The 17821-nt window shown below is 67.9% G+C and carries 10 protein-coding genes; 4 read left to right on the top strand and 6 right to left on the bottom strand.

All coding sequences use genetic code 11. The annotated features are described in order from the left end of the window. Positions 1–252 precede the first annotated feature (252 nt). On the top strand, positions 253–2124 hold the full coding sequence (locus ACG01O_RS20725) for a carbohydrate-binding module family 20 domain-containing protein (protein WP_394387340.1): 1872 nt from the start codon (positions 253–255) through the stop codon (positions 2122–2124). On the opposite strand, the gene paeA is transcribed toward ACG01O_RS20725, so the two are convergent. The 4 genes from paeA to smc form a co-directional block, all read right to left on the bottom strand. Further along, the gene (paeA, locus tag ACG01O_RS20730) at positions 2114–3424 is read right to left on the bottom strand and encodes a polyamine export protein PaeA (RefSeq protein ID WP_394387342.1); all 1311 of its coding nucleotides are present in this window, start codon (positions 3422–3424) and stop codon (positions 2114–2116) included. The genes ACG01O_RS20725 and paeA overlap by 11 nt on opposite strands. A 32-nt stretch (positions 3425–3456) precedes the next feature. Then, a complete protein-coding gene (locus ACG01O_RS20735; protein WP_394387344.1) occupies positions 3457–6258 on the bottom strand; it encodes a putative bifunctional diguanylate cyclase/phosphodiesterase in 2802 nt (933 codons plus the stop codon). 153 nt (positions 6259–6411) lie between these two features. Continuing rightward, positions 6412–7476: a cell division protein FtsZ gene (locus ACG01O_RS20740; protein ID WP_394387345.1), complete on the bottom strand. Its 1065-nt coding sequence runs from the start codon at positions 7474–7476 to the stop codon at positions 6412–6414. Next, entirely contained in the window at positions 7473–10985 is a 3513-nt protein-coding gene (gene smc / locus ACG01O_RS20745; protein WP_394387347.1) for a chromosome segregation protein SMC, read from the bottom strand. Before smc ends, ACG01O_RS20740 begins: the two co-directional genes overlap by 4 nt. 164 nt (positions 10986–11149) lie before the next feature. Between smc and queF the strand changes: the two genes are divergently transcribed. Beyond that, the gene (gene queF, locus ACG01O_RS20750; RefSeq protein WP_394387545.1) at positions 11150–11590 is read left to right on the top strand and encodes a preQ(1) synthase; all 441 of its coding nucleotides are present in this window, start codon (positions 11150–11152) and stop codon (positions 11588–11590) included. Positions 11591–11627: 37 nt separating this feature from the next. On the opposite strand, the gene ACG01O_RS20755 is transcribed toward queF, so the two are convergent. Next, positions 11628–12302 (bottom strand): cupredoxin domain-containing protein, encoded by a 675-nt coding sequence (locus ACG01O_RS20755; protein ID WP_394387349.1) that lies wholly within the window; start codon positions 12300–12302, stop codon positions 11628–11630. 54 nt (positions 12303–12356) lie between these two features. On the opposite strand from ACG01O_RS20755, the gene ACG01O_RS20760 reads away from it, so the two are divergent. Further along, on the top strand, positions 12357–12683 hold the full coding sequence (locus ACG01O_RS20760) for a YkgJ family cysteine cluster protein (RefSeq protein WP_394387350.1): 327 nt from the start codon (positions 12357–12359) through the stop codon (positions 12681–12683). A 48-nt stretch (positions 12684–12731) separates the two neighbouring features. Here the strand turns inward: ACG01O_RS20760 and ACG01O_RS20765 are convergent, their stop codons facing one another. Beyond that, on the bottom strand, positions 12732–13970 hold the full coding sequence (locus ACG01O_RS20765) for a tetratricopeptide repeat protein (RefSeq protein ID WP_394387352.1): 1239 nt from the start codon (positions 13968–13970) through the stop codon (positions 12732–12734). A 250-nt stretch (positions 13971–14220) separates the two neighbouring features. On the opposite strand from ACG01O_RS20765, the gene ACG01O_RS20770 reads away from it, so the two are divergent. Beyond that, on the top strand, positions 14221–17814 hold the full coding sequence (locus tag ACG01O_RS20770; RefSeq protein WP_394387353.1) for an alpha-1,6-glucosidase domain-containing protein: 3594 nt from the start codon (positions 14221–14223) through the stop codon (positions 17812–17814). Positions 17815–17821 lie beyond the last annotated feature (7 nt).

Here is a 17821-nt window from a genome sequence, read left to right on the forward strand (position 1 = left end):
CGACTCAAACGTTATTCAACTACATGCTCAGAGTTCAGTGGAGCGCGACCATTCGTGACATCCCACAAGAGGCTAGCCGATGTTTCTAGGGATGCCGGCATCCATTAAGTAGTTTTCCTACGCTCCCGCGAGTTTCTAAGTCGATAGAGTGCGCCCACCTTCCCAAGCCGGGACAGGCGGCCAGGGCATGCAGTCGATTGGCCGGACCAGCCGCCCCACAGAGGGCGGTTTCACAACCACCGGAGACACCGCATGCACTTGCTGCCTTTGAGCCGCCGGCTCAACCACGCCCTGACCGCCACCGCTTCGGCCGCCGCCATGACGGCGCTGATGGGCTTCGCCAGCCCAGCTCACGCCCTCAACCCCAACAGCACCTCGGTGCAGATGTTCCAGTGGGGCTGGAACGACGTGGCCACCGAATGCACCCAGTGGCTCGGGCCCAAGGGCTTTGGCGGCGTGCAGATCTCGCCGCCCGGCGCCAGCAAGAACGCCAACGGCTGGTGGGGCGTGTACCAGCCCGTGAACTACGTGAACCTCACCAGCCGCATGGGCACGCGGGCGCAGCTGCAAAGCATGATCAACGCCTGCCACGCAGCGGGCGTGCGGGTGTACGCCGACATCGTGGTCAACCAGATGGCCGACGGCAGCGGCACCGCCACCGACGGCTCCACCTGGAACGCCGCCACGCTGACCTACCCCTACTTCAGCGCCAGCGACTTCCACGCCAACTGCAACATCAACGACGCCGACTACAACTCCCCCGCCGGCCGCAGCAACGTGCAGAACTGCCGCCTCGGCGGCCTGCCCGACCTGGCCACCGAAAGCGCCTATGTGCAGGGCCAGATCGCCAACTACCTGAAGGCGCTGCTGGCCATGGGGGTGGACGGCTTCCGCATTGACGCCGCCAAGCACATGCCCGCCACGGCCTGGACGTCCATCATGAACACCGTGAAGGCGGCCTACCCCAAGACGCTGCAGGGTGAGCCGATCTGGGTGACGCAGGAAATCATCAACGACGGCGAAGTGGACCGCCCGGCCTACTTCCCCGTGGGCACGCTCAACGAGTTCCAGTTCACCTCGGCCATGCGCGATGTGTTTCGCAATGCCAATGGGCTGAACCTCGCCAGCATCCCGACCGTGATGGGCACCTGGGGCAACTGGGGCGGCACCTGGGGCTTCATCCAGCCGCAAAACGCCACCGTGTTCATCACCAACTGGGACACCGAGCGCAATGGTGGCTCGCTCAACATCAACAACCAGCTGAGCAACGACGGCGCCAACCAACGCTACACGCTGGCCAACATCTTCATGCTGGCCCAGGGCTACGGTGAAGCGCAGCTGTACTCCGGCTACAAGTTCAGCGACACCAACGCCGACCGCCCCACGGCCAGCCCCTACAGCGGCGGCACGCCCCAAATCAACGTGAACTGGGACTTTGCCCACCGCTGGACGCCGCTGGCCAACATGGTGGCCTTCCGCAACGCCGCCATCGGCCAGGCGCAGCAGAACTGGACCGTGGGCAACAACGGCAACCAGGTGGCCTTCAGCCGCGGCAGCGTGGGCTTCGTGGCGCTGAATAACAGCGGCAGCGCCTGGACGCGCAGCTTCGCCACGGGCCTACCGGCGGGCACCTACTGCAACGTCATCAACGGCACCAAAAACGCCGCGGGCACCGGCTGCACCGGCGACAGCGTGACGGTGGACGCCAGCGGCAATGCCAACGTCACGGTGCCCGCCAACAACAGCGGCGGCAACCCGGCGGTGGCGATTTACACCGGCCAGAAGGTCAGCGGAACAGCCAGCACCTGCTCGGTCACCTTCACCATCGCCAACGCCAACACCACCGTGGGCCAAAACCTGCGTGTGGTGGGCAGCGTCAGCGGGTTGGGCAGCTGGGCACCGGCCTCGGGCTTCGCGCTCACCATCCAGGGCTCAGGCGCCAACGTGCCCTGGAGCGGCACCGTCAGCCTGCCGGCCGGCACCGCCATTCAGTACAAGTACGTGAAGTGGAACGGCAGCACGGCCGTGTGGGAAAGCAACCAAACCACCACCAGCGGCAACCGCGAGTTCACCAGCTGCGCCAGCGGCTCGCAGTCCCGCTCGGACGGCAACTTCAAGTTCTGACCGCACCGACCGAGGACGTGGGCGCCACCGCGGTGATCATCACCTGGTCCACGCGGTAGCTGTCCACGTCCACCACCTCGAAGCGCCAGCCGCCCCACTCCACCCCGTCGGTGCGGCGGGGCAGGCGGCGCAGCATCACCATGAGGAAGCCGGCCAACGTGTCGTAGGTGCCGGCCTGCGGCCAGCTGTCCACGCCCAGCGCGCGGCCCACGTCCGGGATGGGCGTGATGCCATCGGCCAGATAAGACCCGTCCTCCCGGCGCACGATCTGCTCTTCGTCGTGCGGGGCCACCAGGGCGCCCATCACGGTGCTCATCACGTCGTTCAGCGTCACCACGCCCACGACCAGGCTGTACTCGTTGACGATGACGGCAAAGTCTTCATGCGCCTCGCGGAACTGCGTGAGCATTTCCGACAGCGTCAGCCGGTCCGGCACGATCAGCACCTTTTTCACCAACTCGCCCGCCAGGCTCAGCGCCTCGCCCCGCAGCACGCGCTGGAACAGGTCGGTCGCGTCCACGTAACCGGCAATGCGGTCGATGTCGCCCTCGTCGCACACGAGGTAGGTGGAATGCGGCGCATCGGCAATGCGGCTGCGGATGAACACATCGTCATCGTCACGGGAGAAGAACACGATGCGCTCGCGCGTGGTCATCACGGTCTCTACCGTGCGGGTGTCCAGTTCGAACACGTTCTCGATCACCTGCTGCTCTTCGTCCGCCACCACGCCGGCCTGGTAGCCGGCCTCGGTCAGCGCGAGGATGTCGCGGTGGCTGATGGTCTCGTCGCGCTTCGCAGGCAGCCCCAGCAGGCGGATGAGCCCTTCCGTCAGCCCACTGAACAACCACGCCAACGGCCGCAGCACGCGGCACAGGGCCAGCATCGGCCCCACCAGCGCCATGGCCACGCGCTCTGGCTCGTTCATCGACAAGCGCTTGGGCACGAGGTCGGCCATCACGATGAACAGCGAGGTGATGCTGGCAAACGAGGCCGCAAACCCCAGCGTGGCGGCCTGTTCCGACGGCATCACCAGCCCGAACAGGGATTCAAAGTGCGGGGTGAACGCGCCCTCCCCCACGATGCCGGCCAGGATGGCCACGGTGTTCACGCCAATCTGCACCACGGTGAAGTAATCGCCCGGGTGGGCCTGCACCGCCAGCACCTTGGCCGCCCGGTGGTCACCGGCATCGGCGCGCTGCTGCAGGTTGAGCCGGCGCGACGCCGCCAACGACAGCTCGGCCATGGAGAAAAACGCGCTCGCCGCAATGAGCGCCGCAATCAGCAGCAGGCTGGTGGTCAAACGCGGGTTCCGGTGGCCGAGACCGGGCCAGTTTATGCCGCGGGGCGGGCCGGCGTGAACGGCACCACCGGCGGTCGGGCGCGCAGGAACATCGTGGCATCCGGCTCCGGCATGGGCCGGGCAAAGCCAAACCCCTGCATCAGCTCGCAACCCCAGTCGCGCAGGCAGGCCTCCTGGGTCGGCTCCTCCACGCCTTCCGCCACCACCGACAGTTGCAGGCTGTGCGCCAGCTGGATCAAGCCGCGCACGATGGCGGCGGCACTGGCATCACGCCCGAGGTCGCGCACAAAGCTGCGGTCGATCTTGAGCCGGTGGATGGGAAAGCGCCGCAAGTACGCGAGGTTGGAATAGCCGGTGCCGAAGTCGTCGATGGCCAACTGCAGGCCCAGGTCACGCAGGGCCGACAGCGTCGCAATCGTGCCCTCGGCGTCGTCCATCACGGCGCTTTCGGTGATCTCCAGCTCCAGGCTGGACGGGTCCACACCGGTCGACTGGAGCACGTCCCGCACCATGGCCATGAAGCTCGGGTGCTGCAACTGCCGCGGCGAGATGTTCACGGCCACCACCGGCTGGCCATAGCCCGCCACCTGCCAGGCCTGCGCCTGCCGGCAGGCCTGCTGCAGCACCCAGCGCCCGATGGGCACGATCAAGCCGGACTCCTCGGCCAGCGGAATGAATTGGTCGGGCGGGATCAGCCCGTCGGGGCTGCACCAGCGCAGCAGCGCCTCGAAGCCGGTGAGGCGCCGGTCGCTCAGCGTGCATTGCGGCTGGTAGAACAGCTCCAGCTCACCCCGCTCCAGCGCCTGGGAAAGGCGCGCCTCCAGCTGCAGCCGGTCCCGCTCGCGCACCAGCAAGTCATCGGTGTAGACCACCGCGCTGTTGCCCGGCTGCTTCTGCGCCGCCCGCATCGCCAGCTGCACCGCCTTGCCCACGTCGGCAATGCGCGCGCTGCCCGGGGCGCAGTCCGCGGCGCCAATGCTGAGCGTCAACGCCAGCTGCTGGTGCTGCACCTCGAACACTGGCTTGATGGCCAGCAGCAAGGCGTCCAGCAGCTCGGGCAGCGCGGTCGTGTCGCTTGCACGCGGGAGCACGGCGCCGAAGGACAGGCCGTCCATGCGGTACAGCCGGCCGCCCGCAGCTTGCACGAGCGGCAGCAGCCGCGCGGCGACCTGGCACAGCAACTCGTCACCCGCCGCGGCGCCCAGGCTGGCCATGATGCGGCTGAACCGATTGATGGCGATGCCCAGTCCGATGAACCCTTCGTGCTGCAGCACCTCCGCCCGCAACTCCAGCGCGCGCCGGTTCGGCAGGCCCGTCACACGGTCGTGCAGGCTCACGCGGGCCAGTTCGTCGTTGTGCGCCTGCAGCGCCAGATTGGCCCGCCGCGTGCGGCGCTGCAGTGCCACGGCCAAGAGCAACACGCCGCCCAGCGCCGCCGCCAAGCCCAGCGACAGGCGCAATTCGCTCTGATGCCGGGCCAACTGGCTGGCCTGCAATTCGTTGTCGTGCCGCAGGGCGTCCATGGCCCGCTGGGTTTGCTCGAAGCTGGAGCGGCGCTGCAGGTCCAGCACGGTGCTGACCCGGTCGTTACGCACCAGGTCGGCCTCCAGCCCCAAGGCCTTGCGAGACTCGCGCACCGCCCCCGCGGCGTCACCCAACTCCTCCAGCAGCTGCGCGTAGCGGTTCAACTGCTCCATGAGGCGAATGCGCTTGCCCCGGCGTTCCAGCGATTGCAAGCCTTGCGTCACCTGGGCCCGGCCCGCGGCGCCTTCACCGCCGCCCAAACGCGCCAGGCCCAGGCTGATGGTGGCGAGATCCAGCCCTTCCGGGTCAGCCTCGCGCTGTGCATGGCCCAGCGCCCGCTCGGCATAGCGCCGCGCCAGCGCGAAGTTGCGGGCGCTCAGGTGCAAGTCGGCCAGTTCCTGCACCACCTCCGCCTGCGTGTTGAACCAAGCCGGCCCGCCCGTGACCGGGTTGACCTCCGTGCCGCTGGCGGCTGCACTGGCGGCCGGGCTGCCAGCGTCCACCAACGCCGCCAACGCCCGTGCCTGCGTGTGGGCGCGGTCCCGCTCGGGCAGGCGACCGGCCTCCTCTTCGGTCAAGCCTTCCAGCAGCTTGGCCGCCAATTGCAGGCCAGGCACACGGGCTTCGGTGGCGAGGCGGTAGGCATCCTGTGCCTCCGACCGCGCCCGGTCCACCTGGCGCAGGGCCAGGCGCACCGGCGCCATGCCGAGCTTGGCTTGAGCGGCGCGTCGCGGGTTGTGCTGGGCCTGCGCCGACACCAGGGCTTGCTCGTACAAGCGCAAGCCCTCCTGCAGGCGCCCGGTCGCCAGGGCCACGTTGCCACCGGTCATGAACACCCAGTAGCGCAGCGGCTCGTCGGTGCTCTTTTCCACCCAAGGCAGCGACGCCGAGATCCAGTCATGCGCCGCCCCCAGCCGCCCAGACAACTGCAGCAAAGTGCCCCGCAGCGCAAAGGCCGACGCCATCGCACTGGCATTGCCCTCGCGCTCACCCAGGCTGATGAGCTCGGCAGTGGCCGTGTCGGCCACGGTCATGCGGTCCAGCGCACCGTGGGCGTAGCCCCACGCGGCCAGAAACACCCGCAGCGCGTCGCCCCCGGCGGTGCGCGCTTGCGCCTCCAGCGGCGCCAGGCGCGCCACCACCTCGGCGGGCTCGTTGCCGTGTGCCGCCTCGATGGCTTCCACCTGCCGCGCCAAAGCGGACGCGGGCACCGCTCGGGCATCGCCCGACAGCAGGGCCAACGCGCAGCACAGCGCGGCGATTGGGGCGAAGCGCGCCACCCACACCGGCGGGCGGCGCCCGTCGGTCACTGGGGTTCGGGGGAAAAAGAGGAAAACGCCGCTGCCCATCCAATCGCTGGGCGGCCCCGTTGAGGGCCGCCGCGCAGCGACTGTAGGCGCGGCAGGCCGAAAAGCCGGCGCGCGAGCCCGCAGGAAGCGAGCCCTATGTCACGCGGCTGGGGCTCAGCTGAACAGGCGGCGCGCAGCGGGCGAGCCGGCCGCCAGGTCGCGGGCGGCAAGCGCTTCGTACAGCTTCTTGAGCTCCACGTCGATGGCCGCGAACGCGTGCAGGCCCAGCACTTGGCCCCGGTCGTCGCACACGTCGGCTTCCAGGTCGCGCGCCAGCGCGCGGGCGGCTTCCTGCCAGGCCGCAAACGGCTCGGCCTCAGCGGGGGTTTGCGGCACATCCAGCTCCAGCGTCAGTTCGCGCAGCGACAGGGCCTCGGGGTCTTCCGCGAGAGCGGTTTGGGCGTCGAACTGCAGGGTCAGCACCGGCGGCGCGCCCTCTTCGGCCGAAGGCAGCACCAGCCGCCCAGGCAAGGCGCCGGCCACAAAGCCGTGGCGCGCCGCGCACTGGAGCACGAAGCCCGGCGTCCAAGCCGTGGCCTTGGCGCGCAGCAGCAGCGCCAGTTGGGCGTCATGGCTGGCGGCGAACTGGTCCAGCTCGCGCGCCCGCGCCACCACGTCCAGCATGTCCGGGAACTGCACGAAGCCGCCAATGCCGTCGGCAAAGGCCTGGATCTTCTGCACGAACTCGGAGTACTCGATCTCGTTGAGCGCCCCGCTGCGGTTGGCCAGCTTCAGGCCGGCCTGGAACTCGCCGTAGCGCTGCCCCGGCGCGGGCAGTTCCCAATCGCCTGTGGCGGCATTCAGGCCTTCGATCTGCAGCGGCTTGGTGCCGGCGCGGCGGCTGCCGGGCTGGTGCTGCAACGCCAATTCACCGGCCACCGGGCCTTCGATGGTGATGGTGGCGATCGCGTCGATCAGCGCGTCGATGCGGGCCGACGGGCGGCGCACCGGCCGGGCCACGGCGGGCAGCGTGGCGTCCATGGCGTCCAGCACCACTTCCGGCGTGCCGTCGGCGGCCTGCGGCGTGGGCTCGGCCTGGCCGCCGAAATGCGGCTCTTCCTGCAGCGGCGCGGCCCGCTTGGGGCCCGCCTTGCGCGCTGCCCAGGCGCCGTGCGCCACCACACCGGCCAGGGCCAGCCCGCCGGCAATCGCCAGCAATTGCGTCAAGCTGGTGCTCATGCTTCTGCCATGGCCAAAGCCTTGTCCATGTCCACGGCGACGATGCGGGAGACGCCTTGCTCCTGCATGGTCACGCCGATCAGTTGTTCAGCCATTTCCATCGCAATCTTGTTGTGCGAGATGAAGAGGAATTGCGTGCCCGAGCTCATCTTGCTGACCAGGCGCGCATAACGTTCGGTGTTGGCGTCATCCAGCGGCGCGTCCACTTCGTCCAGCAAGCAGAAAGGCGCCGGATTGAGCTGGAAGATCGCGAACACCAGGGCGATGGCGGTGAGCGCCTTTTCGCCACCGGACAGCAGGTGGATGGTGCTGTTCTTCTTGCCCGGCGGCTGGGCCATGACCTGCACGCCGGCGTCCAGAATCTCCTCGCCCGTCATCACGAGGCGCGCCTGCCCGCCGCCGAACAGCTCCGGGAACATGCGCCCGAAGTGGTCGTTGACCTGGTTGAAGGTCGAGCCCAGCAGGTCGCGGGTTTCGAGGTCGATCTTGTGGATCGCATCTTCCAGTGTCTTGATGGCCGCGTTCAGGTCGGTGCACTGGGAGTCGAGGAAGGTCTTGCGCTCGCGGGCGGCGGTGAGCTCGTCCAGCGCGGCCAGGTTCACCGCGCCGAGGGCCGCGATCTCGCGGTTGATGCGGTCGATCTCGCCCTGCAGACCGTAGAGCTTGACGTTGCCGTCTTCAATCGACTTGCCCAGCGATTCCAGGTCCACCTCGGCCGCTTCCAGCTGCTCGCGGTACTGCGCGCCGCCCAGCTGCGCGGCCTGCTCTTCCAGCTGCAGCTTGGTGATGGCCTCGCGCAGCGGGTCCAGGCTGCGCTCGAAGCTCATGCGCTGCTCGTCCGCCTTGCGCAGGCGCAAGCTGAGGTCGTCGTAGCTGGAACGCACGGCGGCCAGGGCCTGCTCACGCTCCAGCTTCAACGCCAGCGCGTCTTGCAAGCCGGCTTGTGCGGCGGCGTCATTGAAGGTGTCCAACTCGGCCTGCAGGTTGGCGGCGGAACTGGCGACGGTGGCGATCTGCGCCTGCGCGGTTTCGATGCCACGCTGCAACTCGCCACGGCGTGCGGCCAGCGACTGGGTGGCGAATCGGGCTTCTTGCGAGCGGCGCTCCAGCGTGCGCAGCTGTTCGCGGGCGTCGGCCAGCTTGCGTTCGGCCGCGATGGTGCCGTCCTCCAACTCCGCATGGCGCTGCTGGGCGTCGCCCAACTGGATGTCGAGTTCTTCAAAGCGGGCCTCGCCCACGGCGCGGCGTTCCTGCAGCGCTTCCTGCTGTTCGGCGATCTCGGCGAGCTCCGCATCCAGCGCGCTGCGCCGCTGCTGGCTGGCCTCGGCCTGCTGGGTCAAACGCAGCAGCTCAACCTGGATCTGGTGCGCACGCGTCTGCGCCTCGCTGGCCTCGCGGCGCAGGGCGGCCAGGCGGCCGTTGGCGTCGTTGAACTGGTGTTCGATGCGGGTGAGCGCCACCCGGGCTTCGTCGGCGATCAGGTTTTGCGCGCGCTGCGCGGTGGTCAGCTGCTCGATCTCCTGCGCGCGGGCCAGCAAGCCGGCTTGCTCCGAGTCGGGTGCGTAGAACGTGACCGAGAACTGGCCCACCGCGTGGCCCTGCGGCGTGAGGATCAGTTCGCCATGCGTCAGCCGGCTGCGGGCCGCCAGGGCTTCGTCCAGGTTCGTGGCGGTGTACACGCCTTCGAGCCAGTCGTTCAGCAGTGCCGTGAGCCCGGCGTCGTCCAGCGTCAGCAGGCTGCTGAGCTTGGGCAGGGTTTCGTGCGCGTTCGCAATCGCGCCGGAAGGCGTGGAATAGAACGCCAGTCGAGCCGGCGGCGCGTCAGCCTCGAACGCGCGCACGGTGTCCAGCCGGCCGACGCTGAGCGCACCCATGCGTTCGCGCAGGGCCGCTTCCAGCGCGTTTTCCCAGCCTTGGCGGATTTGCAGCCGCGTCCACAGGCCTTGCAAACCATCCAGCCCGTGCTTGGCCAGCCAAGGCTTGAGCTTGCCTTCCGTTTGCACCTTTTCCTGCAGAGCCTTGAGGGCCTCCAGGCGCGCCGTCAGCTCAGACTGCTTGGCCAGCTGCGCGTTGGCGTCTTGCTGCAGGGTGCGGCGCTGTTCCTCCAACTGGGGCAGTTGCTCGGCCAGTTCTTGCAGCCGGGCGTCGGCCAGGTCGCGGGCCTCGTCGGCCGCCGCGCTGCGTTCGCGCAAGCCCGCCAGGGCTTCGTCGTCAGGCGCACCCAGTGCACGCGATTCGGCCGTGAGACGGTCCTCGCGCTGGCGCAGCGCGCGGGCCTGTTCGTCCACGCTGCGGCTCTCGGCGGCCAGCACCTGAATTTGCTGCTGCACCTGCGCCACCAGCGCGCGCTGCTCGTTGGCCCGCGCCTGAGCGGCACGCAGCGCGTCTTCAGCCAGTGGCAACTGAGCCTGCTGTTCCTCGGCCTGCGCGGCCAGGATCTCGCTTTGCTCGTCGGCCCCAGCGATCTGCTCGGCAATGCCTTCCAGTTCCGCAGCCGATTGCTCCACGCGTTCGCGCCATTGCTGGTCTTGCGCATGCAATTCAGCCAGGCGCTGCTGCGCACGGTTGCGGCTTTCCACCACGAAGCGGATGCGCTCTTCCAGGCGGCTCACTTCCAGCTGTGCCTCGGCAAAGCGGCCTTGCGAGGCATGCAGCTCGTCGCCCGCCGCGTAGTGCTGCTGACGCACCTCTTCCAACTCGGCTTCCACGGCGCGCAGCTCGGCGGTGCGGGATTCCAGCGCGGTCAGTGCCTCGGCGTGGGCCAGCTTCACGCGGGTGGCCTCGTTGCCGGCGTCACGCAGCTTCAGGAACCAGAGCTGGTGCAGCTTGAGCGTGCCGGCATCCTGCAAATGGCGGTAGCTGGCGGCCACCTCGGCCTGGCGCTCGAGCTTTTCCAGGTTGGTGTTCAGCTCGCGCAGGATGTCATCCACGCGGGTGAGGTTCTCGCGGGTGTCCTTGAGGCGGTTTTCCGTCTCGCGGCGGCGTTCCTTGTACTTGGAGACGCCCGCGGCTTCCTCCAGGAACAGGCGCATCTCCTCGGGCTTGCTCTCGATGATGCGCGAGATGGTGCCCTGGCCGATGATGGCGTAGGCACGCGGCCCCAGGCCCGTGCCCAGGAACACGTCCTGCACGTCGCGGCGACGCACCGGCTGGTTGTTGATGAAGTAGGAACTCGTGCCGTCACGCGTCAGCACGCGCTTGACCGCAATCTCGGTGAACTGGTTCCAGGGGCCACCGGCGCGTGCGCTGCTGTTGTCGAACACCAGCTCCACGCTGGAGCGCCCCGCCGGCTTGCGGTTGCCGCTGCCGTTGAAGATGACGTCCTGCATGGACTCGCCACGCAGCTCGCTGGCCTTGCTTTCGCCCAGCACCCAGCGCACGGCGTCCATGATGTTGGACTTGCCGCAGCCGTTCGGCCCCACGACGCCCACCAACTGCCCGGGCAACTGGAAGGTGGTGGGTTCAGCGAAGGATTTGAAGCCGGCCAGTTTGATCGAATTCAGCCGCATGAAGCTTGGACGTAAGCCCTTGATTTGGCTAAAGAAAAGCGCCCTTCACAGGCGCTTCGACGGGGGCGGATGATAGCATTCGCCCCCTCTCTGAAAGACGCATTCCCATGGCCACCAAGAAGTCCGCCGTTGCCGCACCCGCCAAGAAGAACAGCAAGCCCAAGATGCGCGAGGTGCCGAAGAACCCGCCGTCCAAGCCCAGCAAAGACATCCTCGTCTTCCCCAATCCCAACCCGGAGCGGGATTACGTCATCCAGTTCCAGGTGCCCGAGTTCACCTGCCACTGCCCGCTGACCGGTCAGCCCGACTTTGCCCACTTCACGATCGACATGATCGCGGACGAGCTGTGCGTGGAGCTCAAGAGCCTGAAGATGTACTTCTGGAGCTACCGCGACGAAGGCGCCTTCCACGAAAAGGTCACCAACAAGATCCTGGACGACATCGTCAAGGTGACCGACCCGCGCTTCATCCGCATCACCGCCAAGTGGTACGTGCGCGGCGGCATCTACACCAACGTCGTGGCCGAGCACCGCAAGGCCGGCTGGACGCCCGCACCCCGCGTGGAGCTGCCGGCACACGGTTTCGAGTCGGGCCTGCTGCGCTGACGCAGCCCATGGGTGGGCGCGCGCCGGGCGTGCCCGCTCAGCCGCCGAAGTAAGGGTCGCCCGCCGGCCGCTTCTTGCGTGCCGGGCTGATTTGGGTGGGCACCGAGATGGCCGAGCCCGCGGCCTGCACCTGCACTGTCACCGGCGCGCCATCCACCAGCTGATCCGGATGCCAGATGCGGATGCGCGCCGGCCCCTCGGGCACGGATTGCAGCAACGCCTTGCCGTCCTCCCCCACCAGACGCGCCCACGGCGTGTCGGCCACATAAATGTGGCCTCGCATCGAGCCGTGGATGTGACAACCCAGCAAGTAAGCGCCGGGTTGCGAGAGCTGCTTGCTCTCGACCGCGGGCGCTTTGGCGCCCTTGAGCGCAGGAAGCCGGAACTGAGTGTTTTGCCCGGGATCGAGAAACACCCCACCCGCGCCCATCAGCCCGAGGATCACATGGTGGTCCCAGCCGTCCAGGTTGCTGAAGTTCACCTTGGCGCCCAGGCCCACCACCGTCACCGCCGGCACAAAGCGAAGCTTCTCTTGCGTGATGGTGGCCTCCAGCAGTGTGGCGGGGCGCGCGCCTTGCACGGCGCTGTCCACCAGCACCACGGCATCTGCCAGCGGCTTGCCATGGCGGTCGAGCACCGTCACGGACAGATCGGCAGCCCACACGACCGCACTGCTGAGCCCGCAGGCCAGGGCCATGAACAGTTGACGCATCACATCTCCTTGGTCTTGACCCGACCAGTGTCGAGCCCTGCCTACACTGACCCAATGAGTGCGAACCCCTGCCTGACCTGTGGCGCCTGTTGCGCCAGCTTTCGTGTGGACTTCGACTGCAGTGAACTCGAAAGCGAAGGCGGCCGCGTGCCCGATGGGCTGGCCGTACCCGTGACGGGCCGCCTGGTTCGCATGCGCGGCACCGACCACGCCCGACCGCGCTGCGCCGCGCTCAGCGGGCAAGTTGGCGTGAAAACCGCCTGCGGCATCCATGAATGGCGGCCCTCGCCGTGCCGCGAGTTCGGCGAGCGCGCACCGATGGGGCTGGCCGACGACGCCTGCAACCGCGCCCGCGCCAGGCACGGGCTTGCTCCCCTCTGACGCCGCACCTGGCTCAAAGCCCTGCTCAAAACCCCGCCCAAGGCCCCATCAAGACCCCGCACTGCCCCGCAACAAGCTGCGCGACCGCTGCTGCTGATCCCGCAGGTCGTTCAGCCAGGCAAGCTTTGCGCTGTACACCTCTCGGTCTTTGGTGGTGGCGCTGTTCTCCAGCGCCTTGGCGATGGCGCTCCGGGCCGCACTGACATCGCCCAAACCAAAATTGGCCAGCGCCAGCCAGAAGTGGAATTCCGGCACGTAGGCGGCCCGGTCCAGCTCCTGGCGGAACAGCTGGCGCGCTGCCGCGTACTGCCCGGCGCGCATGGCGGCCAAGCCCTCATCGAAATACTTGTACGGCGGCACCGGCTGCAGTTGCGCCAGCTGCCGGCCAATCACATCTGCCTCCGCCTTCCGACCCGCATCGTTCAGCACCAACATCAGGTTGGACAGCGCCTGCACGTTGGCCGGCTCACGCGCCAACACCCATTGCAGCGTGGACTCGGCGCGCTCCTGCAGGCCCTTGCGCCGGTACAGCACGGCCAGCGTGTTGTAGGCCGCGTGCCATCGGGCGTCTGAGCGAATCGCCTCGCGCGCCCACCAGTACGCCTCATCCACCTCACCACGCCCCAGCGCCTCGGCTGCGCGGTTGTTCAGGTACATGGCCAGCAGGGTGCTCTCCTCGATCACCCGGCTGCGCAAGCCTCGGGCCTGATCGGGCGGCAGGAAATCGATGGTCAGGTAGTCCGGCTCGCCAAACAGCGTTTGCGCACGCGTGGACAACGCCCGAGACAAAGTGATGTTCACGTGACCGGCCACAAAGTAGATGCCGTTGGCACGCGTCCAGCTATCTTCCGTGTAGACACTGTTGAAGCGAAACGGCAGGCCGAGGTGGCGCGCAAAAGCCGCCGTCATGAGCACCAGAGACATGCAATTGCCCCGCCGGGCCTCGAAGGCCTCGGCCGCAGTGCGGGTGATGTCGCTGTCGTAGTCGAGCTGCAACTGGGCGCGGCTGTACAGCGCATCGATCAAACCATCGCGCACGCCTTTGCGGCGAATTTCGGCGGCCATTTCGGTTTCCGCGAAACGTTCCATGGCGGGGCTGAGCGCCAGCGCTGCGCTCGCATCGATGGGCGCACGCGGCGGGCGGAACGCCGCATCCAGAAACACGCCGACCGGCGGCTGCGCCACTGCGCCAGTGGATGGCGGCGTGGCGCAGCCGCCCAGTCCCAAACCGCCCAACAGCCACGGCAACAGCCCCAACAGCCTGCGCAGCAATCTGTGTGTGTGCATGGCGCACCTCCTGCACGGGAGCTTAGCCCTGGTCGCCGTGGGTGTCCTCAGTCATTCCACGCGGCCTAGCGCCTTCGCTCAAGCAGAAGCAAAACTACATCCAAACTCAAATTTGGCGTAAACATGCGCGGCGCGCACAGAATCACGCCATGAGCTCGTGAAGAACTTGGCTGACGGCACCGGGATTCCACCAACTAACCAATGTAGTTTTACTTCACTAGCATGCGCGCAATTCCAAGGAGACTCGGACATGACAGCATGGACGATTGAGTTCGCGCGACACGCGCGGCGGTGGCTGGGTGCTGCAGCACTCGGCTTGAGCGGCCTGATGGCCGGATGTGGCGGCGGCAACGCCCCGGAACTCGGGGCACAAGCCAGTGCCAGCGTGAGCGCCGCGTCGGCCGACGGCGACGTCGAACTGCTGGCCGGCGTGCCAGCCGCCGGTGCAGCTCCCCGAGTCAAGGCGGCCGCCGTGGCCACGCCCGGCGCCCCGGCCACCTCGCTGCGCGTGCACTACCGCCGTGCGGACGGAAACCATGCCGGGTGGCAGATCCACACCTGGAACGCCGCCCAAAGCCCGAACTGGAATGGCGGCTGGAATGCCGCGGGCTCCGACGACTTCGGCGTCTACTACGACGTGCCCCTGGCCTCGGGCTCGGGCACGGTGGGCTTCCTGCTGCACAACGGCGACAACAAAGACAACGGCGGCGCCGACCAAAGCTACGTGCTGCAGTCGGGGGCCAACGAAATCTGGCGCTTGCAGGGTGACAGCAACAGCTACACCAGCAACCCGCTGCTGCTGCCCGTGCCGGATATCAAGACCCTGCGCGTGCACTACAAGCGCTTTGACGGCAACTACAGCGCCTGGGGCCTGCACCTGTGGAACGGCAGCGGCCTGAACGCCTCCGCCCTGCCCGCCGGCGTGGCCATCGAGCAATGGGGCCAGCCGGTGCAGCTGAGCAGCATGGCCAACTACACGCCCGACAACGGCGACGTGGTGTTCGACATCCCCGTGCTCAACCCACAAGGCGATGTGAACCGCAAGGCCCTGGAGTTCATCATCCACGGCATGCCGCCCAACGAAAACGACAAGGACGGCCGGCCCAACAACATCCGCGTGGAGTTCGCCGCGCTGAACATCCAAAACCAGATCGGTCACATCTGGATGGTGGAGCGAGACGCCACGGTCTACACGTCGGCACCCGACCTGCGCCAGGTGTCCTCAACCGACGCCCGCGCGGTGTGGCTGAACAAGAGCCTCGTGAAGTGGCCGCGCGTGACGGCTTCCGGCACCGTGCGCCTGTACCACTCGGCCACCGGCCAGATCAGCGTCGCGCTGGATGCCCCGGTGCAAGGTGCTGACGGCTTCATCACCCTCGATGCCTTCAGCGGCACGGTTCCGGCCGCTGACGCGCTGCGCTTCAAGTACGTGGCCAGCGGCGCGGTGTTCACCGTGCGCGCCGCCGACCTCGCCCGCCTGCCGTCGCTGCACCAGCAGCAGTTGGTGCTGGTGCAGGAAGACGCCAACGGCAAGGTCCAGAACGCCACCACCGCCCAAGTGGCCGGCGCCCTGGATGACCTCTACACCGCCGCAGCCAACGTGCCTGATCTGGGTGCCACCGTGGCCAACGGCAGCACGCGCTTCAAGGTGTGGGCGCCCACGGCCCAAGCCGTGTCGGCCGTGCTGACCACGCCGCTGGGCAACTCCGGCCTGACGCGCACCTCCACCGAACCCATGACCCGCGACGTCGCCACCGGCGTCTGGAGCCTGGCCAAGCCCGGCAACCTGCAGGGCACGCAGTACCGCTTCCAGGTGCAGGTGTTCGTGAAGGGCACGGGCCTTGTGAAGAACCTGGTGACCGACCCCTACTCCCTGGGCCTCACGCAAGGCAGCCAGCAGAGCGTGGTGGTGGACCTGCAATCGCCGCAGTCCAAACCCGCCGGCTGGGATCTCGGCGCGCCGCCCGCCACGGTGGCTGCACCGTCGGACCTGAGCATCTACGAGCTGCACGTCCGTGACTTCTCGATGAACGACGCGACGGTGCCGGCCGCCAAGCGCGGCAAGTACGGCGCGTTCACGGAAGCCGGCTCCAACGGCATGAAGCACCTGGCCGCCCTGGCCGCCGCCGGCCTGACCGACGTGCACCTGCTGCCGGTGTTCGACCTGGCCAGCGTCAACGAGAAGAGCTGCGTCACGCCCGCCCCGTCCGGCGCGCCGGACAGCGAGTCTCAGCAAGCCACGGTGGCCGCCACGGCCGGCACCGACTGCTTCAACTGGGGCTACGACCCCTACCACTTCACCACGCCGGAAGGCAGCTACGCCAGCAGCTCGGCCGACCCGATGGCCCGCGTGGTGGAGTTCCGCCGCATGGTGCAGGCCCTGAACGCGGCTGGCCTGCGCGTGGGCATGGACGTGGTGTTCAACCACACCACCTCGTCCGGCCAGAACCCGAACTCGGTGCTCGACAAGATCGTGCCGGGCTACTACTACCGCCTGAACGACACCGGCGGCATCGAGCGCTCGACCTGCTGCGAAAACACCGCGGCCGAGAACCTGATGATGGGCAAGCTCATGATCGATTCGGCCGTGACCTGGGTGCGCGATTACCGCATCAGCTCGCTGCGCTTCGACATCATGGGCCACCACCCGCGCTCAGTCATCGAGGCGCTGAAGGCCCGCGTCGAAGCGGCTGCCGGCCGCAAGGTGCAGATCGTGGGTGAAGGCTGGAACTTCGGTGAAGTCGCCAACGGCGCCCGCTTCGTGCAGGCCGAGATGCTGTCACTTAACGGCTCGGGCATCGGCAGCTTCAACCCCATCATCCGCGACGCGGTGCGGGGCGGCGGCTGCTGCGACACCGGCAACGCCATCGTCGCCAGCCAGGGCTACGTGAACGGCTTCTTCTATGACGCCAACGCGAACGCCTCGGGCCAAAGCCGCGGTGAGCTGATGTGGCAGGCCGACCGCATCAAGGCCTCGCTGGCAGGCTCGATTCGCAGCTTCCAGATGCAAACCAGCTGGGACGCGCAACTGCGCCTGGACCAGATCGACGTGGGCGGCATTCCCGCAGGCTGGGTGCTGGAGCCGGGCGAGGTCGTGAACTACGTGGAGAACCACGACAACCTCACCCTGTTCGACAACAACGCCTTCCGCCTGCCCACCGGCACCAGCCGTGAAGACCGCGCCCGCGTGCAAATCCTGGCCAGCGCCATCAACGCGTTCAGCCAGGGCGTGGCGTACTTCCACGCCGGCGTGGACACGCTGCGCAGCAAGAGCCTGGACCGAAACAGCTACGACAGCGGCGACTGGTTCAACCGCCTGGACTGGAGCTACCAGGACAACAACTTCGGTGTGGGCCTGCCCCCGGCGCGTGACAACGGCGACAACTGGGCCTACGCCCGCCCGCTGCTGGCCAACCCGCTGATCAAGCCCACCGCGGCGGACATCGCCTGGACGCGCGACGCCTTCCGTGACCTGCTCAAGATTCGCAAGAGCAGCACGCTGCTGCGCCTGCGCACGGCCGACGACATCAAGGCGCGCCTGAGCTTCCTGAACACCGGTTCGGCCCAGGAACCCACGGTGCTGGTCGGCCGGCTGGACGGCAACGGCTACGCCGGCGCCAATTTCAGCGAGCTGGTCTACCTGATCAACGTCGACAAGGCCGACAAGCAGCTCACCCTGCCGTCGCTGGCGGGCCATGCGCTCGGCCTGCACCCCGTTCACACCGCGCCAGACGCGGCCGACAAGCGAGCCGCCCAAGCCCGGTTCAACAGCGCCACCGGCACCTTCACCCTGCCCGCACGCACCGCCGTCGTGTTCGTGGCACGCCCGGCTGCGGCCCTCTGAAAGGACA

The organism is Pelomonas baiyunensis (assembly GCF_043555935.1).
Lineage (GTDB): Bacteria > Pseudomonadota > Gammaproteobacteria > Burkholderiales > Burkholderiaceae_C > Pelomonas > Pelomonas baiyunensis.